General features: G+C 63.4%; 20 protein-coding genes. 11 read left to right on the top strand and 9 right to left on the bottom strand.

Annotated elements, in window-relative coordinates; translation table 11 throughout:
* From RHPLAN_RS19725 to RHPLAN_RS19735, 3 genes are read right to left on the bottom strand one after another with little or no spacing between them, the layout of a single operon-like run.
* A complete protein-coding gene (locus RHPLAN_RS19725) occupies positions 1–1,719 on the bottom strand; it encodes a thiamine pyrophosphate-dependent enzyme (protein WP_068021091.1) in 1,719 nt (572 codons plus the stop codon).
* A 26-nt stretch (positions 1,720–1,745) separates the two neighbouring features.
* A complete protein-coding gene (locus tag RHPLAN_RS19730; protein WP_068021093.1) occupies positions 1,746–2,714 on the bottom strand; it encodes a Bug family tripartite tricarboxylate transporter substrate binding protein in 969 nt (322 codons plus the stop codon).
* Between the two features lie 14 nt (positions 2,715–2,728).
* Positions 2,729–3,697 (bottom strand): Bug family tripartite tricarboxylate transporter substrate binding protein, encoded by a 969-nt coding sequence (locus RHPLAN_RS19735; RefSeq protein ID WP_068021094.1) that lies wholly within the window; start codon positions 3,695–3,697, stop codon positions 2,729–2,731.
* A gap of 199 nt (positions 3,698–3,896) precedes the next feature.
* On the opposite strand from RHPLAN_RS19735, the gene RHPLAN_RS19740 reads away from it, so the two are divergent.
* The 4 genes from RHPLAN_RS19740 (at position 3,897) to RHPLAN_RS19755 (ending at position 8,718) form a co-directional block, all read left to right on the top strand.
* Positions 3,897–4,880: an amidohydrolase family protein gene (locus RHPLAN_RS19740; protein WP_068021096.1), complete on the top strand. Its 984-nt coding sequence runs from the start codon at positions 3,897–3,899 to the stop codon at positions 4,878–4,880.
* 2 nt (positions 4,881–4,882) lie between these two features.
* Positions 4,883–7,303: a xanthine dehydrogenase family protein molybdopterin-binding subunit gene (locus RHPLAN_RS19745; RefSeq protein WP_237179864.1), complete on the top strand. Its 2,421-nt coding sequence runs from the start codon at positions 4,883–4,885 to the stop codon at positions 7,301–7,303.
* An 84-nt stretch (positions 7,304–7,387) separates the two neighbouring features.
* Positions 7,388–7,864, top strand: coding sequence for a cupin domain-containing protein (locus tag RHPLAN_RS19750; protein ID WP_198164422.1), 477 nt, complete (start codon positions 7,388–7,390; stop codon positions 7,862–7,864).
* Between the two features lie 5 nt (positions 7,865–7,869).
* Positions 7,870–8,718 (top strand): alpha/beta fold hydrolase, encoded by an 849-nt coding sequence (locus RHPLAN_RS19755; protein ID WP_068021099.1) that lies wholly within the window; start codon positions 7,870–7,872, stop codon positions 8,716–8,718.
* 47 nt (positions 8,719–8,765) lie between these two features.
* Here the strand turns inward: RHPLAN_RS19755 and RHPLAN_RS19760 are convergent, their stop codons facing one another.
* The gene (locus tag RHPLAN_RS19760) at positions 8,766–9,731 is read right to left on the bottom strand and encodes a Bug family tripartite tricarboxylate transporter substrate binding protein (protein WP_198164423.1); all 966 of its coding nucleotides are present in this window, start codon (positions 9,729–9,731) and stop codon (positions 8,766–8,768) included.
* Positions 9,732–9,781: 50 nt separating this feature from the next.
* Complete coding sequence (locus RHPLAN_RS19765) at positions 9,782–11,449, bottom strand: carboxypeptidase regulatory-like domain-containing protein (protein WP_068021103.1); 1,668 nt, start codon at positions 11,447–11,449, stop codon at positions 9,782–9,784.
* Positions 11,450–11,794: 345 nt separating this feature from the next.
* On the opposite strand from RHPLAN_RS19765, the gene RHPLAN_RS19770 reads away from it, so the two are divergent.
* The 7 genes from RHPLAN_RS19770 to RHPLAN_RS19800 all read left to right on the top strand — a co-directional run bounded on the left by RHPLAN_RS19770 (position 11,795) and on the right by RHPLAN_RS19800 (position 16,961).
* Positions 11,795–12,232, top strand: a complete 438-nt coding sequence (locus RHPLAN_RS19770) for a DUF930 domain-containing protein (protein WP_084245229.1) — start codon at positions 11,795–11,797, stop codon at positions 12,230–12,232.
* Between the two features lie 22 nt (positions 12,233–12,254).
* The gene (locus RHPLAN_RS19775) at positions 12,255–12,752 is read left to right on the top strand and encodes a cupin domain-containing protein (protein ID WP_068021104.1); all 498 of its coding nucleotides are present in this window, start codon (positions 12,255–12,257) and stop codon (positions 12,750–12,752) included.
* 87 nt (positions 12,753–12,839) lie between these two features.
* A complete protein-coding gene (ppa, locus tag RHPLAN_RS19780; RefSeq protein WP_068021106.1) occupies positions 12,840–13,373 on the top strand; it encodes an inorganic diphosphatase in 534 nt (177 codons plus the stop codon).
* Positions 13,374–13,416: 43 nt separating this feature from the next.
* Positions 13,417–14,019 (top strand): class I SAM-dependent methyltransferase, encoded by a 603-nt coding sequence (locus RHPLAN_RS19785; protein WP_068021108.1) that lies wholly within the window; start codon positions 13,417–13,419, stop codon positions 14,017–14,019.
* Positions 14,020–14,025: 6 nt separating this feature from the next.
* Positions 14,026–14,811, top strand: coding sequence for a nucleoside phosphorylase (locus RHPLAN_RS19790; protein ID WP_068021110.1), 786 nt, complete (start codon positions 14,026–14,028; stop codon positions 14,809–14,811).
* A 149-nt stretch (positions 14,812–14,960) separates the two neighbouring features.
* On the top strand, positions 14,961–15,197 hold the full coding sequence (locus RHPLAN_RS19795; protein ID WP_068021112.1) for a hypothetical protein: 237 nt from the start codon (positions 14,961–14,963) through the stop codon (positions 15,195–15,197).
* Between the two features lie 183 nt (positions 15,198–15,380).
* Positions 15,381–16,961 carry a helicase HerA-like domain-containing protein gene (locus tag RHPLAN_RS19800; protein ID WP_068021113.1) on the top strand — a complete coding sequence of 527 codons (1,581 nt, stop codon included), beginning with the start codon at positions 15,381–15,383 and terminating at the stop codon, positions 16,959–16,961.
* Here the strand turns inward: RHPLAN_RS19800 and RHPLAN_RS19805 are convergent.
* The 4 genes from RHPLAN_RS19805 to RHPLAN_RS19820 are packed head-to-tail and all read right to left on the bottom strand — an operon-like array spanning position 16,958 to position 21,036.
* On the bottom strand, positions 16,958–18,358 hold the full coding sequence (locus tag RHPLAN_RS19805; RefSeq protein ID WP_157100373.1) for a glycosyltransferase family 4 protein: 1,401 nt from the start codon (positions 18,356–18,358) through the stop codon (positions 16,958–16,960). The two genes, RHPLAN_RS19800 and RHPLAN_RS19805, sit on opposite strands and share 4 nt — an antisense overlap.
* On the bottom strand, positions 18,355–19,044 hold the full coding sequence (locus RHPLAN_RS19810; protein WP_068021117.1) for a glycosyltransferase family A protein: 690 nt from the start codon (positions 19,042–19,044) through the stop codon (positions 18,355–18,357). The genes RHPLAN_RS19805 and RHPLAN_RS19810 overlap by 4 nt, the downstream gene beginning before the upstream one ends.
* 33 nt (positions 19,045–19,077) lie before the next feature.
* On the bottom strand, positions 19,078–20,217 hold the full coding sequence (locus RHPLAN_RS19815) for a glycosyltransferase family protein (RefSeq protein WP_068021119.1): 1,140 nt from the start codon (positions 20,215–20,217) through the stop codon (positions 19,078–19,080).
* Between the two features lie 36 nt (positions 20,218–20,253).
* Positions 20,254–21,036 carry a hypothetical protein gene (locus tag RHPLAN_RS19820; protein ID WP_068021121.1) on the bottom strand — a complete coding sequence of 261 codons (783 nt, stop codon included), beginning with the start codon at positions 21,034–21,036 and terminating at the stop codon, positions 20,254–20,256.
* Positions 21,037–21,043 lie beyond the last annotated feature (7 nt).

Here is a 21,043-nt window from a genome sequence, read left to right on the forward strand (position 1 = left end):
CTACTCGTTCAGCATCACGTTGACGATCGCGGTCCGGCCCGACTGGACGCAGGCATAGGCCTTTGCAATCGCGTCGCTCAGTGATGCTGGCTTATCGACGTGAATCCCGACGCCGCCGGTCCACTTTGCGAGCTCGGCGTAGTCGGGGTTTTCGATATGCACGCCGTAGTGCAGTTTTTCGCTCGCGGAGACGCCTTCCGGATACCAGCTGACGTGCGTGCGCCGCATGATCTCGTATTTGTTGTTGTTGAAGATGACGATCAGGATCGGAAGCTTCTGATCCTTGGAGAACGTGAGGCACGGCAGCACCGGGTTATAGAGGAACGAACCGTCGCCGATCAGCATCGTCACCGGCCGTTCGCGGGCCGCCAGTTTGGCGCCGAGCGCGATGCTCAGTCCTTGGCCAAGCCCGCTTGGGATGCGGAAGAAGCTGTGCGGCTCATCCCATTCCAACAGGTCGCGAATGATCGGGCTGTGAACGATGGTCTCGTCGAGGAAGATCGTGTCTTTCGGCAGCGTGTCGTTCAGCGTGCGGCACAGCAGCGCCGTGGAGATGCTGTCGCCTTGCTTGGCCTTGTCCTGCGTCGCCTTGCGGCGAGCCATCAGCTTGCCGTGCTCGCCTTCCCAACGCTTGCGTCGCTCGGCGTTCTGCGCCGGTGTCGCGCCGGCTTTTTTCAGCGCAGCCGTCAGCAAACGCAACGACTGCTCGAGGTCGCCTTCGAGATAAACCTCGGCTTCCATGGTCTGATAGACCATGTGGTCTTTGAGCGGATTTTCGCTCACCGAAACGATCGTTGCATTCGGCGGCGTGTTGCCCGGCGGGTACCACGGCACGCGGCTCTCGATCAGCAAAGCGAGGTCGGTTTCCTTGTGGACCGCCGCGATGTCGGTGCCCAGATGCAGCGGATGCGATTTCGGGAAATTGGCATAGGACGCGGCGCGCCCTTCAAGCACCGGGATGCCCATCAATTCGGTGAGCTCGATCAGCGCGGTCATCGCTCCGGGAGTGCGGCCGGCGCTTTCTGTGAAGATGACGGGGGATTTGGCCTTGGCGATCAGCGAGGCGACGCGTTCGACGTCTTCCGGCAGCGCCTGGGTCTTTGGCGGCTCCGGTGTGTCGCGTATTTTCTTCCGCGGGGTCCAGCCATGCATCAACGTCTCGACGGGAGCGTTGAGATAGACAGGTCCGGTCGGAAGCCGCTTGGCCATCTCGCCGGCGCGGACCACGCTCTGATAAAGCGTCTCCGGACTCGGCACCTGGTTGGCCCATTTCACCACCGAGTCGATCAGCCGCTGCGGGCCGCCGACCACGCCGAGGTTGCGGTACCACTGGTTGCCCGGATCGAAGTCGGCGAGTTCGCCATAGCTCAGCGACTCGCCGGACATCACCAGCATCGGCACTTCATGGGAGCGCGCGCCCTGAAGCGCCATGGCGCCCTGCAGGAGGCCTGAGCCGGCATGCAGCAGCACCGCCTGCATCCGGCCGGTGACCTGCGTGTAGCCAACAGCGACGCCGACCGCGAGCGTCTCATGTCCGCAATCCATATAGGTGGGACCTTTGAGGCCGGTGGCGTTTTGCCGGGCCAGCGCCTCCCAGATCGGAGGCCATTCGGACCCCGGGGAGGAGATCACGTAGTCGACATGCAGATTGCGGAATGCCTCGAGGACAGCTTCGCCGCCGTCCTGCTGATTGGTCAATTTGGTTCGGTCACTGGACACGTTTGGTCTCCTTATTCGCCAACACTCTAGTCCATCTTGATGTTGGCGGCCTTGATGATCGCGCCCCATTTTTCGCTATCGGTGTGGATCAGTCTTGCCAGCGCTTCGGGGCCGAACTGGCCCGCGGTTGCGCCCTGCTGCCTCAGCCGCGCCTGATAGCCCGGATCGTTCTGCACGGCGGAAAGCGCGTCGCGCAGCCGTTTGACGTTTTCGGGCGGCGTCTTCGACGACACCACTAGGCCATGCCAGCCTTCGGCTTCAACCGTCGGATAGCCGGCTTCGCCGATGGTCGGCGTATCCGGCAAAGCCGGTGAGCGCTGGGGCGCCGCGACGCCGATGGCAATCACCTTGCCGGCGCGAACCTGAGGCGCAACCGATGCGGCATCGCCGAACAAGCCGTCGATCTGGCCGCCGATCAGCATCGGCATGCTTTCGCTGGTGCTGCGGAACGGCACATGCACGAGCTTGATACCAGCCTCGCGCTGCAACAGCTCGGAACCAAGATGTGACACCGTGCCGATGCCCGCGGAGCCGATCGTCACCTTGGCGGGGTTCGCCTTCGCATAAGCAATGAACTCCGCCATCGTCTTCACGCCAAGCGTCGGCCGCACCACCAGCGTCTGTGCCGAGCGCCACACCGTGCCGATCGGCACGAAGTCGCGTTCGGCGACGTAAGAGACCTTCTTGCTCCAGGGAATAATGGTGAGCGGTGCGATGCCGCCGAGCAACATGGTGTGGCCGTCGAGTTCGCCGGCCAGGAACGCTTCGGTGCCGTTCAATCCGCCGCCGCCGCCGCGGTTCTCGATGACGACCGGCTTGCCGAGTTCGCGGCTCAGACCGTCTACCACCAGCCGCGCGCCGGTGTCGCTCGGGCCGCCCGCCGCGTACGGCACGATGATGCGCACGGCGTGCGAGGGAAACTCCTCGGCCACCGCTGCCGGAACGACGGCCGCAAGCGCGATCGCGACAATGAAGGCCGGTACGATCCAACGCATGGTGACGCCCGCCTTTATTCCGGCTTGATACCGGCGGCCTTGATGATCGCGCCCCACTTGGCGGTGTCATTTTTGATGAGCTTGGCGAGAGCTTCCGGCCCGGGCTCGCCGGCACTGGCGCCCTGCTTGGCGAGCTTGGCCTGGTAGTCCGGATCCTTCTGCGCTGTCACCATCGCGCTTTGCAGTCGCTCGATGATCGGCTTGGGAGTCTTCGAGGAGACCACGAAGCTGAACCAGCTTTCCGACTCGACGGTGGGAAATCCTGCCTCGGCCATGGTCGGTACGTCGGGCAGCGCGCGGCCCCGATGCGGGCCGGCGACGGCGAGTGCGACGATGTGCCCGGAATTCACCTGCGGCGCGATCGTCGGGCCGTCGCCAAACAGCGCGTCGATCTGTCCGCCGATGAGCTGGGGCATGCTCTCGCTGGTGCTGCGAAACGGGATATGGAGCACCTCGATCTTCGCCTCGCGCTTGAGCACCTCGATGGCGAGGTGGGTGACGGCGCCGACGCCGGCCGATCCGATGGTGAGCTTGTTCGGGTTGGCCTTGGCATAGGCGACGAACTCGGCAACCGTCTTGATGCCGAGCGAGGGACGCACCGCAAGCACCTGTGCGGAGCGCCACACCGTGGAGAGAGGGACCACGTCTTTCTCGACGTCGTAGCTCACCGGCTTGAACGCCGGGATGATGGTCAGCGGCCCGATGCCTCCCATCAGGATGGTGTATCCGTCCGCTTCCGCCTTGAAATAGGCCTCCGTGGCGTTGAGCCCGCCGCCGCCGCCGCGGTTCTCGATCACGACCGGCTTGCCCAGCACCTGGCTCAGCGGTTCGGCGGCAAGTCGTGCCCCGGTGTCGCTCGGGCCGCCCGCCGCATAGGGCACCACGACGCGAACGGTGCGCGACGGGTAGTCGTCGGCCAGTACAGCGCTCAAACTTGAAGCAAGCGCGCCGGCCGCCAGCGCTATGGTGGCGATCCACTTCATGCAAATCCTCCCGCCGTGCAGGTTCTAAGTGCCTGCGTCGTTCTTTTGGTGCGTCATACTCAGCGTTCGGTCTAGCACCCCTGGGGCGAATGCAACATTGCCAAATTGTCATGGCTCTGACCCATTGCGGATTCGTCATGATCTGTGCGAACTGCGTTAAACTGCCGCGCCAAAAGAAAATATCGGGAGATGTCAGGCCGTGATCGTCGATGCCCACGCACACTATGTTCCACCCGAATTTCTCGACGAGGTCGCGTCCGGTCGCCGCAAGTTTCCGTCGGTGAAGCTTTCCGTCGAGAACGGCGGCTATCGCTTCGCTTTCGCGAACAACGACGCGAAGCGGCCGGTGCCGCCGGGCATGGCCGACACCGACAAGCGCAAGAAGTGGCTTGCCGAGCACGGCATCGACAAGCAGGTCGTTGGCGGCTGGCTCGATGTGTTCGGCTACGACGTGCCGGCGGACGAAGGCGCCGACTGGAGCCGCTATTTCAACGAGCATCTGCTCAAGGGCGTGAAGTCGCATCCATTTCTGGTGCCACTTGCGACGGTGCCGATGCAGTCCGGCAAGCATGCCGCCAAGGTTCTGGAAGAGGCGCTCGATGCCGGATTTCCTGGCGCGATGATCGGCACGCAGCCCAAGGGCGCGACCGGTGTGCTCGACGATCCTGACCTCGAGCCGTTCTGGGACGCAGCTTCACGGCGCAAGGCGACGCTGTTCGTGCATCCGACCTTCGGTGCGCCGGACGAGCGATTGAAGGCTTATGGACTGGTGAGCGCGGTCGGCCGTGTGACCGACACCACCATCGCCATCGCGCGACTGCTGTATTCCGGGCATCTGACGCGCTACCCGGGCGTCAATCTCGTGATCTCGCACGGCGGTGCGGCGTTGCCGATGGTGCTCGGCCGCTTGCGCCGTAGCTTCGCGACGGCGCCGGCACAGAACAAGGATCCGATGGAAGGGTTCAAGCGGCTCTACTTCGACACCATCGTCTATGACGTGGCGACCTTGCGCTTCGTCTGCGAGCAGGCCGGAGCCGACAAGGTGCTGATGGGCACCGATGCGCCATTCACGATCGCCGAGCCCGAGCCCGTGAAGTTTGTCGATGCGGCGAAGTTCAACGCGCAGGAGCGAGCCGCGATCATGGGCGGCACGGCGGCGAAGCTGTTCAACATCGGAGCCTAGCTGTGTCCGAGCAGGCCATGGGAACGGGCATCGGCCAGCCAGTGCGGCGCCGGGAGGATTTGCGCCTCATCACCGGCAAAGGGCGCTACACCGACGATCTCAATCTGTCCGGGCAAGCCTATGCGGCGATGCTGCGCTCGCCGCATGCTCATGCGGTGATCCGTTCGATCGACACGACGGCCGCGCGCGCGGTGCGTGGCGTCATCGCTGTGCTCACCGGCAAGGACTGGATCGCTGACGGCATGAAGGCCGTGCCGAACAAGACATTCTCCTGGCATCCCGCGGAGATGCCGTTGATCAACAGCGACGGCACGGCGCCCTACAACGCGCCGGATTTCCCGCTGCCTTACGACAAGGCGCGCTTCGTCGGTGAGCCGCTGGTGATGGTGGTCGCCGAGACGGTTGCCGCCGCCAAGGATGGCGCCGAGCAGGTCGTCATCGATTTCGAACCGCTGCCATGTGTCACCTACGCACCGGATGCGGCCAAGAAGGAGTCGCCGGTTCTTTATGACGAGCACGGCTCCAACATCTGTATCGACGCCAAGGTCGGCGATGGCGAGGCGACGGCGGAAGCCTTCGCACGCGCCAAGCATGTCGCTCGGATCAGGACCTGGGTGCCGCGCATCGCCGGCTCGCCGATGGAGCCGCGCGCCGCGATCGGAGAATACGACAAGGCAACCAACCGCTACACGATCCACACCTGCAACGGCTCGACGCGCCGTCTGCACAAGGACCTGGCGTTGACCCTCGACGTGCAGGATGACGACCTGAGGCTGGTGATCCGCGATGTGGGCGGCAATTTCGGAACGCGCGGGGCGATCTTCGCCGAGCAGTCGCTGGTGGCCTGGGCCGCCCGCAAAATCGGCCGCCCGGTGAAATGGACCTCCGACCGCAGCGAAGCGTTGCTCAGCGATTACCAGGGCCGCGACCTCGCCGTGGACGCGGAGCTTGCGCTCGACGAGGACGGCCGGTTTCTCGCGATGCGCGGCGACAACATCGGCAATCTCGGCGCCCACAGCGGCAACTACTCGATGGTCCAGAAGGGCGTCGAGATCATGTCGAGCATCTACCGGGTGCCGGCCGCGCATTTCCGCGCGCGCTGCGTGCTGAGCAACACGGCGCCGACGCGCCCGTACCGCAGCGCCGGCCGCCCCGAGGTGATGTATGTCATGGAGCGGCTGATCGACATTGCCGCCCGGCAGTTTGGTTTCGATCGCGTCAAGCTCCGGCGGCATAACCTGCTGAAGTCGAAGGAACTGCCCTACAAGAATCCGTTCGGTATGCTCTACGACAGCGGCGACTACCATCAGGCGATGGACAAGGCACTGGAGCTTGCCGACTGGAAGGGCTTCGCCAAACGCAAGGCCAAGGCGCGCCGGGAAGGGCGCTACCGCGGCATCGGCATCTCCAACTATGTGGACACCGCAACCGGCATTCCGCGCGAGCGGGCCGAACTTACCGTGCTAGCGGATGGCAGCGTCGATGTCGTCATCGGCACGGTTTCAAACGGCCAGGGTCACGAGACGAGCTTCGCGCAGCTTCTGAACGAGTGGCTCGGTGTGCCCATCGACAAGGTGCGCCTGATCACCGGCGACACCGACGTCGTCAAGGTCGGCGGGGGCACGCATTCCGGCCGCGGCATGCGGCTCGGCAGTATCGTGATCTGGAAGTCTTCGCTCGCGATCATCGAGAAGGCCAGGCAGGTGGCGGCACTGCTGCTGCAGGCGAAATCCGATGATCTCGAATTTCATGACGGGCGTTTCACCGCGACGGGCCGCGGCGGCTCGGTCACGCTCGGCGAGGTCGCAACCGCGATGGCCGAACGCACCGATCTGCCGGCGTCATTGCGCGGCGCGTTGAAAGCCGAGTGCGACGAGACCGTCAACGACGCGAGTTTTCCTTACGGGTGTCACGTCTGCGAGGTCGAGATCGACGGCGACACGGGCACCTGGCGGATCGTGCAGCACACCGGCGTGGATGACGTCGGCCGCGCCGTCAACCCGCTGATCATCCATGGTCAGACCCACGGCGGCATGGCGCAAGGCATCGGCCAGGCGTTGCTGGAGCAATGCTTCTATGACGCGGGCACCGGCCAGCTTTTGTCCGGCACTTTCATGGACTACGCGATGCCGCGCGCCCACGCGTTGCCGTCGTTCACCACCGAGATCACCGAAGTGCCCTCGACGACGCATCCGCTGGGCTTCCGGCCGGCCGGCGAGGGCGGCACCACGCCGGCCCTGGGCGTCGTGGTCAATGCCATCGTCGACGCCCTGTCGGAGTTCGGAGTCGACCACATCGAGATGCCGGTGACGCCGGAGCGCATCTGGCGCGCGATGCACGGCAAGCCTCAGCTCTCCCGCATGTCGCCTGATGAGATCGAGTCCGGAGACTACGGCACGTGTCAGGATCGCGCGCATCATTGAGCGGCCGGCTGCACATTACTGGACGGAAACGGCGTGTTTCGGCACAAAGTGCCACGCGTTAAGAAAACTGGGAGGACTGTCGAAATGAGTTTGAAGCCGCGTCGCGTGGTCACGGGTCATGACGCCTCCGGACGTGCGGTGGTGAAGATCGACGAGATTGCCAAGAACATTTCGTCGCGGCGCCAGGGTGTCGCCTCCACGGTGGTCTGGTCGACCGACACGTTCCCCGTCAACAACGATGGCGACGAGGACGCAGGTCAACGCAAGCTCGGCACCACCCTGGAGAATGGCACCGTATTCCGCGTGGTACGCTATGAGCCCGGTGTCGTGCCGCGCCGCCATCGCACGGATTCGGTCGACTATGCCGTGGTGATCTCCGGCGAGATCGATATGGAACTCGATGGCGAGACCGTGACGCTCAAGGCCGGTGATGTGCTGGTGCAGCGAGGCACTGTGCACAACTGGGTCAACCGCAGCAACGATGTCGCCATTGTCGCCTTTGTCCTGGTCGCCGCGAAGCCTGTGACGGCCGCTGGCAAGGTGCTGCATGCGGAAGGCTGAGCAAAATGTCTGAAGCCAAGGTTGGTAACGTCGTCATTTTCTATGAGGTCATCGGCAATGCGGGCCCGTGGATCGCGCTGACGCCAGGCAGCCGCCGTTCGTATGACGAGCTGGTGCCGCTATCGAAAATGCTGGCGCAGCACGGCTATCGCGTGCTGTTGCACGACCGGCGCAACTGCGGCCGCTCCGAAGTTGGGATCGAGGCGCGCGGCTCCGAGCACGAGATATGGGCTGATGACCTCTATGAACTGGCGAAGCAGCTCAATGCGCTGCCGCTGTACGTCGGCGGATCGTCCGCCGGCGCGCGCCTCGCGCTGTTGTTCGCCTTGCGCCACCCTGACGCCGTCAAGGGAATGCTGCTGTGGCGCGTCACCGGCGGACAGCACGCGGCGCAGAAGCTTGCGCATCAGTATTACGGTTCGTTTGCCGAGATGGCCAAGGCCGGCGGAATGGCGGCGGTTTGCGCGTCGGATCATTTTGCCGCCTGCATCAAGGCGCGGCCGTCCAACCGGGAGCGGCTGATGGCGATGAAACCGGAGGATTTCATCGCCATCATGGACATCTGGCGCAAGAATTTTCTCGCCGCTGCCGACCTGCCAGTGGTGGGCGCCACGGAAGCGCAACTTCGCGCCCTGAAGATTCCCGCCTGCATCATCGCCGGCAACGACCAGGTGCACACGCCGCAGACCGCCCGCAAGGCCGCGAGTCTGATCGGCAACAGCGAATTCCACGATGACGTGGTGGTGAAGAGGCTCGACAACGACCTCCTGAAGGAATGGGACCAGCAGGAGTGGAAGTCCAAGGAAGGACGGCTCGCTGAGATCTTCAGCGCGTTCCTCAAACGCGTCGACTGAGACCGCGAGGCCAATGGCGTCGAGCCACAACAGGCGAGGGCGTGCCGTCAGTTGGGTGCGATGCCCGCCGCCTTGACCGCCTCACCGATCCGCTCGACCTCGCTTCGGAAGAATGCCGTTGTCTGTGCGACATCGCGGTTGTCGGGAAGGTAGCCGTCGCGCTGCATCACGCTGGCGACCGCGGGGAGTTTCAATGTCTCGCGGATTGCGCCGTTGAGCGTCTCGACGATGGGCTTGGGCGTCTTGCCTTGCGCAAAGAACAGACCCCAGGAGCCCATCGGCTCGAAACCGGGAACCATGTCCTTGAGCAGCGGGACATCGGGAAATGCCGGAAATGGCTTGTTCCCGGTAAAGGCCAGCGCCTTCACACGCCCCTCCTTGATCAGGCCAATGACCGAAGGCGGCGAAACAAACATCAGATCGATGCTGCCGCTCAAGAGTGCGGTCATCACCTCCGAAGCGCCTTTGTAGGGCACGTGTTGCATCTTGATGCCGGCTTTGACGCTGAACATCTCCGTCACAAGATGCAGGCCATTGCCGACGCCGGGCGAGCCGTAGAGCAGGCGGTCTTTCTTGGCACGCTGAATGAGGTCCGGCGCCGATTGGATCGGCGACTTTGCGTCCACCAGCAGCAACGACCCGTCCAGAATGCCGATGGTGGCGATGGGCTGGAGATCAGCGAAGGTGTCGTAACCCAGGTTTTTGTACAGGAACGGCGTCGAGCCGATGGACGAGCTAGAATACAGCAGCGTCGTCCCGTCCGGGTCCGATTGAGCGACGGCGCGTGCCGCAATGGTGCCGTTGGCGCCCAGCCGGTTCTCGACATAGAACGGCTGTCCGAGTGCGGTCGCCAGCTGGCTCGAAACCGTGCGCGACTGAATGTCCGGGCCGCTGCCCGCAGCGAAGCCGACAACCACCCGGACCGGACGAGATGGATAATCGTCCCCTATCGCAAGTCCTGGCCAAACGACCAAGGCTATGCCGGCGATGAGGACCCATTGACGGAGCCCCACGCTCACCTCCGCCAGTGACCGTCGATATCGGCCGCGACTGAGCAAAGCCATCAATCCAACGGCTCGAGCTTCACCACCTGCGCGGCATGATCGTTGCCGACCCAGACCGCGACCTGTGGTGTCCGGTCGTCGACGAACACGCGTCGGAAGTTGCTGTAGCGTGGCAGCGGATAGTTCACCCATTCGCCGGTTTTGGGATTGAGCCGGCCGAGGCGATCGGAGGACTCGTTGACCTCCCAGACGGTGCCGAAGCGATCGGCGACCACGTCATAGGGTGACTCCCATTCGAGCGGCTTCTTCCACTCGGTGATCTTCTCGGTCTTGGGATCGAACATCGCGACGCCGTTGCTCCCGAACTCGGCGAACCACAGCCGGTTTTCGCTGTCGACGCGTCCGCGACGCGCGCGCGAGAACGGCGTCGGCGTTGGATAGAACGCCATGGCGCCGGTCTTGGCGTCGATCTTGCCGATGCCGCCGTTGCCGAATTCGAGGATGTAGGCGTTGTTCTGCTGATCGGCATAGATGCCGTAGATGCCGATCGGTCGGCCGTTCGACGGGATCTTGAACGAGCCGAGGTTCTCGTACTTGCCGGTCTCGGGATCGAGCTTCATCACCTGCGAGCGGTCCGAGTTCTTCACCCAGACCTTGCCGTCGGCCTTCATGCCGGCGACCGAAAAGTGCGACTGCTGGGTCGCGTCGGTCTGCCATTCCTTCGGCACAGGATAGACACGGAACTGCTCGGTCTTCCGATCGAAGCGGGCCATGCCGCCCTGGTACATCATGCCGACCCAGATATAGCCGTTGTGATCGACCTCGAGATCGAGCGTGCCCTTGGGGTGGTCGGGCTTCAGCACCGGGATCGGATAGTCGGTGACCTTGCCGGTCTTGGGATCGAGCTTGGACAAGAACTGCTCGCCGAAATGCGAGTACCAGATGCCGCCGTCGGCATCGACGATCACGTCGTGAGGCTGGATTTCTTTTCGCGGCAGATCGTATTCGGTGATGATGACGCGAGTGGCACGGCCCTTGGCGCGCGGGGTGAGTTTCAGCTCAAAGCCATGCTGGGGCTTGGCCGAAAGGTTGAGTGCGGCGAGATAGGTCGAGAAGGCCTGCGCCATCGCCGGGTTCACGGCCGGGCGCCGGTGCTCGCCATTGAGGCGTTGTGGCTGCATGTCGGAGGCGCCGGGATAGTAACCCCCCATGCGCTCGAACACCGCCATGAATTCTTCGCTGGTGTGTTTGGATTCGAAGATGCGCTGCACGCTGTGGCAGTCCGTGCAGTTCAGCAGGCCGCGCTTGAGCTCGTCCGGCCCCGGCGCGCTGGTCAGCCATTCGGAGTTGGTGAGCTCCGCGGTCGTCACCGGCGCGGGTTTGAGCTTGAGATCGGCCTTGGCGGGCTGGCTTGCGGTGAGGGTCGCTGCGCCGGAGCCGTCGAGCGCATAGCCTGCGGCGCGGATTCCGATTTGATATTGCCCGGGTTCGAGCCGTCCGGCCGGAAATGCGTATTCGCCTTTGTCGTTGCTGACGACCGTCACCGTGATGGTCGAGCCTTGCTTCTTGGCGCTGACCAAGACGCCTTCCATCGGCCCGTCGCGATCGGAGGTCACGACGCCGGCAAGTGTTGCGGGATTCGATTGGGCCAGCGCGCCGCCAGTCGAGATCAATGGCATGGCCAGCGCCGCCACGGCAGACAGCACGGCGATCTTATACGTTGGCATCAAACTCCTCCCAGGGATGGCGTTTTGTTCTTGTGGCTGCCCCCACTTGTGTGTGGACAGTTCGAGGCTACGCCATCCTGCGGTCGCTGATAAAGACCGCAATCCGCAAATCAGATCACCGTCCGTGATGCCAAGCTCCGGCCGCGATTTTGGAAATACATGCCGGGTCCTTGAGCCGGAATCACCGTGTCTTTTCAATCCGACTGCTGGCCGTTGGATCTTGTCCGGACAAGCGGGCGGCGTCGGGGGCTCAATCGAGACTGGTGCACAGCAAGCGGAGTTGCGATAAACCGGCTCCGGGAGGCAGGCGGCCATCACGATTCTGGGACTTAAAGGACCTTGGAAATGCGTTTTTGGAAGATTCTTGCGCTTGCGCTCATAGTCGCCCTTGCCGGAAGCTCAATCGCAGCCGATGCGAAGACCAAGCGCACGAAGACCGCTGCGGTCTCGAAGGCGGGCGTAAACGAGAAGTTCCGCAAGGCCCTCGATCGACTCGACCCGCAGACCCGCCTGGAGCAGATCTGCGATCTCGAGGCGATGAACCGCATCAAGAAGGATCAGAAATTCTCACCCGACCGCGCGCAGGGGGCGGCCAGCGCCGATCCCAAGACCGACGGCCACAAACTCACTGCGACAGGCGGCGCCTTCCGGAGCAAAGGTGACTGGTACGAGTTGTCGTTTGTTTGCGAGGCGACCCCCGACCACATGAAGGTCCTGTCGTTCGAATATCAGACCGGCAAGTCCATCCCGAAGGCGAAGTGGGAAGAATACGGTCTGTTCTAAGACAGCGGGAAGTGACACGCCGATGACACATGCACACGATCATAGCCATCACGACGACCGCTGGAAGCATGACGGCGTCCGGGTGATTCCCGGCAACCAGCTCGACCCCAACGTGCCGTCGACGCCGGGTATGGATCGCAAGGCCGCGATCAACTTCGCCCGCGCTGGTGCCCAAAAGCTCTGGGCCGGCACGGTAACGATCAAGCCCGATGCCAAGACCGGTGCGCATCATCACGGGCATCTCGAAAGCATCATCTATGTGGTGCGCGGCAAGGCACGGATGCGTTGGGGCGAGCGGTTGCAGTTCACCGCGGAGGCGGGGCCTGGCGATTTCATCTTCGTGCCGCCCTATGTGCCGCATCAGGAGATCAACGCCAGTCCTGACCAGGTGCTGGAATGTGTGCTGGTGCGAAGCGACGGTGAGGCGATCGCGATCAATCTCGACATCGAACCTGTCGAAAAGCCCGAGACGGTGCCCTGGGTGGATCCGGTTCACCCCGACCCCTCGAACAAAAAATAGAGGCTGCAAAAAACTGCCAAGCTTGGGGAGGTTCGCGTTCGGAGGGTTCTTTCAATGCCCTTTTATCCACCATAGGAATTGAATTCGATGGACCTCAACGCAATCTCCGTGGGCGCAAATCCGCCGCACGACATCAACGTGATCATCGAAGTGCCGATCGGCGGGGAGCCCATCAAATACGAACTGCACAAGCCGTCGGGCATACTCTTCGTCGACCGGTTTCTGTACACCTCGATGCGCTATCCCGGAAATTACGGCTTCATCCCGCACACACTGTCGGATGACGGCGATCCATGCGATGTGCTGGTGGTCAACACACGAGCAATCACACCGGGCGCGATGATGAGCGTGCGGCCGGTTGGGGTGCTGTTCATGGAGGACGAGGCCGGCGGTGATGAGAAGATCATCGCGGTGCCGTCGTCGAAGCTTACCAAACGCTACGACAGCGTGAAATCCTATTCCGATCTGCCGGATATCACGATCAAGCAGGTCCAGCATTTCTTCGAGCACTACAAGGATCTCGAAGACGGCAAATGGGTCAAGGTCCTGCGTTGGGGCGGCATTGAGGATGCGCACCGGCTGATCCTCGAAGGCGTGAAACGGGCCAAGGAAGCGAAATAGATTCGGCATTGCGCCATCGCGTCCGACGTGGCCCCATGCGGCGATGATCGATCGGCCGCCGCAATTCTTCGAAGGCACCGGAATGCCGGACCCGGGCTGGTGGGAGGCGCTATGGCCCGACCCAGCCGGCGTTCTCGCTTCCGTCGGCATGAAGACCGGCATTACGGTGATCGATTTGTGCGCGGGGGACGGCTGGTTCACGGCTCAGATCGCAAAACTCGCGGCGCGCGTAATAGCGGTCGATATCGATCCGAAGCTCCTGGAAGCATCGCGTCAGCGGCTGAGTGAATTGGGTGTGACGAACTGCGAGATGGTTGCAGGCGACGCCTGGCGATTGCCGGCCATGGTGCGCGAGCCGGTCGATTTCGTTTTTCTGGCCAACGTGTTTCATGGCGTGCCGGACCGTCCGAAGCTTGTCGCAGCGGTGCGCAGCGTGCTCAAGCCGCACGGCTTGCTGGCCATCGTGAACTGGCATCCGCGGCCGCGTGAGGAAACCCGTGTGCTGGGCGAGCCGCGCGGGCCCAAGACCGAGCTGCGGATGTCCACGGACGCAACGATCCGCGACGGCGAGGCCGGCGGGCTTTCGCTGGTGCGCGTGGCCGAGCTTCCGCCCTATCATTACGGGGCCGTGTTTCAGCGCGAGTGAGGCGGTGTGGCTCCGATCAGCGACAACAAGAACTATCAGGCGCCATCGGTGTTTCAACCGAGTGCGCTGCTGCGCGAGGCGCGCCGGCAGAAAAACCTGCCGGCTGTCGACGTGCCGCCGGTCTGCATTCTCGATCCCGACGGCGACATCGTGCGCAGGCTGCGCCGGGAAGGGCGCTCGCAGCCATTTCCGGCCTGGGCCTGCTATCACACCGCGCTCGACAGCTTCGAGCTCGCGGGCGAGACGGCAGGGATCGTAGGCTGCGCGGTCGGCGCGTCGTTCGCCGTGCTGATCGCCGAAGAACTGTTTACATCCGGCTGCAAGCTTTTGCTCAGCCTGACATCGGCAGGCCAGATCGAGGTCTTGGGCACGCCGCCGTATTTCGTCGTGATCGACCGTGCCTTGCGCGACGAGGGGACGAGCGATCACTACGCACCGCCCGCCGAGTTTGCCCATGCGGACAAAGCTCTGATTACGACGGCATCGGCGGCGCTTGCCGAGAGTGGCATGCAGACCTTCGTCGGCGCGACCTGGACCACCGATGCGCCGTTCCGCGAAACCCGTGAGGCCATCAACTGGGCGCGCACACGCGGCACGGTGGCGGTGGAGATGGAGGCCGCCGCGCTCTACACCTTCGCCGCGGTCAAGAAAGCGCGCGTGCTCTGCCTTGCCCACGTTACCAATGCAATGGCTCAGGCCGGCCAGGACTTCGAGAAGGGAGCGGCCGACGGCACGGACGACGCTTTAACGGTTCTGGCGGCGGTCGCCGCGAAGCTTCGCTCCGGCCTCTGACGTCTGTCTCGCACTGCGGTACAATTCTACGGTTGTCGCTCCGGACCGGCCATTCGCTCCGGACATCCTTGCCGGATATCACCCCGAGACCTAAGCTTCGGGTTCCGCGCTCGCATTTCATCGCGCGGTGACAACATTGGGAGAGGTCCATGAAAACCTTGGTTCTCGCCGCCGCGCTTTCGCTGGTGGCCACCAGCGCATTTGCGACATGCAAGAGCGACGCTGCCGACAAAAAGCTCGCTGGCGCGGCGCTGAAGAGCTTCATGACGAAGTGCGAGAAAGACGCCCAGACGGCGTGTGACGCCGACTCGGCAAAGCAGAAGCTTGCCGGCGCGGCCAAGACCAGCCACACGAAGAAATGCGTGACGGACGCCGTCGGCAACTGACGTCGTCGTTTCGGTCGCGGACAGCAGCTGACGGGAGCCCCGGCCGCGTGCCGGGGCTTTTGCTTCTGCAATGAGCGGTTTTGGCGCGGTCTCGAGGTCTGGGCGGTGCGGCTGGTTTGCCATATTGTTGGACCGAAACACGCAGCATTCTGCGACAGCGACAACCCTTAGGTGCGGAATACGATGGCGGACGACGTTTTCCAGGACGACAAGATCTTCATCGGCAAAAGCGGAAAGCCGGAATATCTGGCGCTCAAATTCGGCAATCGCCACGGGCTCGTGACCGGCGCGACCGGCACCGGCAAAACGGTGTCGCTTCAGGTGATGGCTGAGGGCTTTGCCCGTGCCGGCGTCCCGGTGTTTGCCGCCGACATCAAGGGCGACCTGTCCGGAATCGCGGCCGCTGGCGAGGCCAAGGATTTCCTGGTGAAGCGAGCGAGCGATCTCGGCTTCAAGTACCAGCCCGACGAATTCTCGGTGATATTCTGGGATCTGTTCGGCGAACAAGGCCATCCGATCCGCACCACCATCATGGAGATGGGGCCGCTGCTGCTGTCGCGGATGCTCAATCTCAATGACGTGCAGGAGGGCCTGATCAACATCGCCTTCAAGTACGCCGACGACGATCCGCAGCTCGGCCAGGCCGATTCCAACGGCCTCGTTGACCTCAAGGACCTCCGCGAGCTCCTGAACTACCTGAGCAAGAACTCCAAGGACATCAGCGCTCGATACGGCAACGTCGCCCAGGCCACCGTGGGCTCGGTGCAACGCGCATTGCTGATCCTCGAGAACCAGGGCGGCGCCAAGTTCTTCGGCGAGCCTGCGCTCGACATCAACGATCTGATGAAGAAGGACCGCGACGGCCGCGGCTACATCAACATTCTCGCGGCCGACAAGCTGATGGAGAATCCGCAGCTCTACGCCACCTTCCTGCTGTGGCTGTTGTCCGAGCTGTTCGAGAAGCTTCCCGAAGTGGGCGATCTCGACAAGCCGAAGCTCGTGTTCTTCTTCGACGAGGCGCACCTTCTGTTTAACGATGCGCCGCCGGCACTCCTCACCAAGATCGAGCAGGTAGTGCGGCTCATTCGGTCCAAGGGTGTCGGCGTGTTCTTTGTCACGCAGAACCCGCTCGATGTTCCCGACAAGGTGCTGGCCCAGTTGGGCAACCGCATCCAGCACGCGCTGCGCGCCTTCACGCCGCGCGACCAGAAGGCGGTGCGGGCCGCGGCCGACACCTTCCGCCCGAACCCCAAGCTCGACACCGCGCAAGTCATCACCGAGCTGGGCAAGGGCGAGGCGCTGGTGTCATTCCTGGAGGGCAACGGCACGCCATCGATCGTCGAGCGCACCATGATCGCGCCGCCGGCGGCGCGGATCGGGCCGGTGACCCCCGAAGAGCGCAAGGCGGTGATTGCGCAGAGTCCGGTCCGGGGCCGATACGATCAAGCCATCGATCCCGAATCCGCCTACGAGATCCTTCAACGCCGGGTGCAAGAGCCCGCGGGCGACACGCCGTCCGGCGGTTCCGCCGCTGGCGGGCCGCCAGCCGACGCGCCACAACCAGGCTCCGGCCGTGGTTGGGGGGACGTGGTGGGCGGCGTGCTCGGCAGCGTCCTGGGCGGAAGCGGCAGCTCGCGCGGGCGCATGACGACAGGCGAGGTCGTGGTACGGCAGGTGGCCCGCTCGGTCGCCTCGCAGGTTGGCACCCAGGTCGGCAGAGCGTTGATCCGCGGTGTGCTCGGGAGCCTTACCGGCCGCCGTTAGACCGGCCCGCTCGGGCTGCGAGTTTCCTGATGCGCGGCGCGTCGCCTTGCCGCCGCTTCGCTGATAAGGCTGGCCCAGAAGCGCAGATCGGGGTCGTCGGGGAAGGCATTGCAATAATGGGCCACCCCGCCTTCGCCATTTGCGAGCAGCCGGGAGGCCGCTGCGATCTGCTCGTTCGCTGCTGCGCGCCGTCGTGAAGCTTCGACAGGCTCGGTCAGGGCGGTGGCGAATGGGCCTGCTTGGTCGCCCAGGCTGCGCACGAAATTTGCCGCCGCACTGTCACCCGCTCCTGGACATGGCTCGCGCGTCCTGGGTGGCTCATCCATCATCGCCCGCAGCAACTCGTTCGATACCCGCGACCAGCGCGCAGGCTCAAATTCCGCACGCGCAAAACGGCGTGCCTCCTCGCCGAGGCGGCAGCGCAAGCCCGTATCGTGGGCAAGCCGCTCGATCGCGTCCGAATACCCTTGCTCGGTCGTCACCACGAGTCCGGTGCGCTCATTCTCGACGAGATCGCGCAAGCCGCCATGGGGGAAAACCACCGGCGGCACGCCGACCCACATCGCCTCCTGCAGAGCCTTTTCGCTGGTGGCGTAGGTGTCGTCCGCCAGCGGGTAGCCAAAGATGTCAAACTTCTCCAACGCCTCGCGAATGTTTTCGATCACTCCGCGAATAGCGACGCGATCGGCCATACCAAGCGCCGAGAAACGAGACCGCAGGTGGGCTTCGCCGCCTCCGCCACCGCACACGACGAACCGGATCTCCGGAGCACGGATCGCCGCGCTCATCTCCGCAAAACGCGGATGCATCTTGGTCTCGTTGACGACACCGATGTAGCCAACACAGATGCCGTCATGTTGGCGAGGCACAAAGCCGTCCAGTCGGCTCATATCCGCAACACCTGGAACGTAATGGATGGGAATGTCGTGTTGCCTCGCGTGTCGCGCGCCGGCGCTTCCAAGAGTCCGTCTTGACGTCACAACCAGCCGGTCTCCGAAGAGCACGACATCTTCGGTCAAAACCTGAGGCGCGTGGATTCCCAAGACATGAGACCAGACCACCACGCGCGCCGGTGGGAACGCGAGCGTGCGCAGCAAGGTAGCCATAGCGGGATGATTCCAGAAATGGATCTGGACGATATCCGTCTCTTCGATGAGCCGCGTGAGCGCGTCGCGCTCGGGCCGAATGACCAATTCGACGCCGAGTTTCCGCGCGGCCACCAGCATGTGCAAGGATACCGGCACGTCCAGGATGACGACGGCATGCCGGTTCGCGGTGCCAACGACGCGCTCCTGGGCGACGAATGCGAGCAGCGAACGCTCCGGACCACCGCCGATGAAGCGGGGGATAATATGGAGTATCTTCAGCGCGGTCCCAGATTGCATTTGCGCGTTCAAGGCGCGCCCCGCCGCCGGCGGTCGATGTAACGACGCGCCACCTGCAACAGCTCACGGCGGTAGGTCGCAACGTCGGTTGAAAGGCTGGTGTGGCGCACCCCCTTCAGCAGCACGGTCTCGTCCAATACGTCGAGCCGCACCGCCGACTGCACGAGCCGCACGAACCAATCGCTGTCGGCTCCGACGGTGAGGGTCTCATCGAATGGACCGACCGTCTCGAAGCATGAGCGGCGCACCATGAGCCCGCCTGGTGTATACGCGGCCTCGACGCGTCCGAGACGCGAGGCCTGCTGCGGCGTTGCCTTATCCGACGCGACGAGCGTGCGGCGCAATTGGCCGATCACCGCACCGCAAGACGGTTCCGCGGCGAGATGCTCCAGGCGCGCCGCAAGCGCACCTGCCGTCCAGCAATCGTCTGCGTCGCAGAATGCAATGATCTCGCCGGCTACTGCGCGAATGCCTTGATTGCGCGCGGCGCCAAGCCCACGGCCCTCCTGCGCAATCACACGTACACTGGCAAAAGTGCGGGCAAAGGCGGCACTGCCGTCCTCGGAGCCACCGTCGACGACGACAATGTCGCTTGGCGGCGGGTTTTGATGGCTCACGCTCTCGATGGCGGCGGCAAGCGTACGTGCGCCGTTCCGCACGGGTATCACGATGCCAACCGAGAGATCACTCGCTTTCATATTTCCGTCCCAAGAGGCCGGCAATGCCGCACATCAGTCGCTCCCCATAGGAGTGGCGGCGGGTTGAACGGAAATCTCGGTGTGTCGCGGCGGTTGATTATGATTGCTCGCGCGACGCAGCGCATCCATTAGATCGCGAAGCGGTTCCATTGGCGCGCCCGCGGCACAGAAATGCTCAAGTGCCGCGAGTGACTCATGCGGTTCACGGAAAGGCGCCAGGTGATGGCGCAAGCGCCGATCCGCTGACCAATGCTTCGCGGCGGCAAAGTGGGCAGAGCGCGCAAGTCGCCGGACCAGGCTGGGTTCACGATACGAGGCCATCAACTCGAACAGCATCTGCCAACGTTCGAGCCGGCCATCGTCGACGCAACGATCCGCTTCGACGCCCAACGGCGACGACCCCACCGGCGTCAGCGTCCCGATATCGCCCGCAAAGTGGGTGTGAGTGGAGTCAGGTCCGAACCCTATGTTCGCGACCATATTCACAGAAGGTACAACCGATAAGCCGCCCAACAATGCTTTCTTTATCTCCCAATCCGTATCCCAAGCTGATGATTTATATTTTATGGTGAGTTCCTGCAGCATCAGGAAATTGTCGAGTACGATGGGCTGGACCGCGGAAGTCGCGGCGGTGCGCATGATATCGTCGGGCGTGCCCGGCATCGTCACGTTACGCTGCCAAGCACGTCGCCACGTCGCCCAACCCCAAGCACTGGCGCGGTGAAGAAGGCAGTGACCATCACCCGACTGGGTCCAACGGCCAAGGTGATTCCGGCCAGACACGTGCATCACTCGAGGCTCGTCGCGATAGCGATCGAGCATTTGTGCGCACCAGGGAAAGAAAGAAGGGTCAGGGACGACGTCGTCTTCAAGCACAATCGCCTCGGAGATGTGCTCGAATGCCCAGGTGAGCCCGGTCCTGATGCGCGGATCACAACCGAGGTTGGTCTCCGCAAAATGACGAATGACACGGCATGAACCGTCCAGGCGTTCGACAATCTTGCGTGCGGCGATGCACCGCGGAATGTCTTCCGGGTGGTCGGGGCGCGGCCCGTCGGCGATGGCCAACACGAGTTGCGGCCGGACGCGGCAGAGAATGTCTACGACGCGGGCAAGCGATGCCGGGCGATTGAACAGGAAAAGCACGACCGGAACAGCGTCGGCGGCCGTCATCGTGTTGCACCCCAGACTAAAGGAGATGCGTCGCGTTCATCGGTTGCGTGAAACGAACGCAAGATCATGGTCGAGCCCGCCGGTCAGGTGTACCAGAAAATTCGCATCGAGCACCTCACGAAATCGCTTGAGATCTTCCCAGCGCTCTCGCGCGCCCGTATTTGGCGGCGGCGCGCCCCATTTGGCCGTTCGCCGATGGTGCGGCCAAAGGCAATTCCATGAAGAGGGCAGGAACTGGGCGAGCCCCCTTGTCTGCAACTCGAAGCTCAGCATCGCCTGTTCGAACTGCAGGCCCCAAGGGTGGCCGCGCTGGGTCTCGATGTGCTGCGCGACAAGACCACGGAAGAGCGTGCCGTGGATTTGCGGGGCGCAGATGAACATCCCGCCGTTGATGACGCTTTCAGAGTCGAGCGCAAAGCCACCAAGCGCATGGTACTCGCGTGCAGTTGGCACCATGCCGTTGACGACCTGAAACCTCCGGCGGTCTTCGCGGGTTGGCTGGCACCACTCGTCCACCACGCCGATCTTTGTGCCGAGATCAAGCGTGTGGAATGGCGGTGCCTTCGAGCTTATCAGGACATCGACGTCCAGCACCATCACTCGGTCATAGCTGCGGACCCGTTCGTGAAACGGAACACGCAGCGGCTCGAAGTTGATCACTGGCTCGCCTGCGTCTCCTGGTCCGGCGAGATAATCGTCGAACACTACGAGATCGTATCCGTGCCGCGCAACATATCGCTCCACGGACGGTCTGAAGATCGCGGCGTATGCCGATTGATGGTTTTCGCCGATCGCGACTGTTGCAATAGCACATTTCATTGTCGAA

The organism is Rhodoplanes sp. Z2-YC6860 (genome assembly GCF_001579845.1).
GTDB lineage: Bacteria > Pseudomonadota > Alphaproteobacteria > Rhizobiales > Xanthobacteraceae > Z2-YC6860.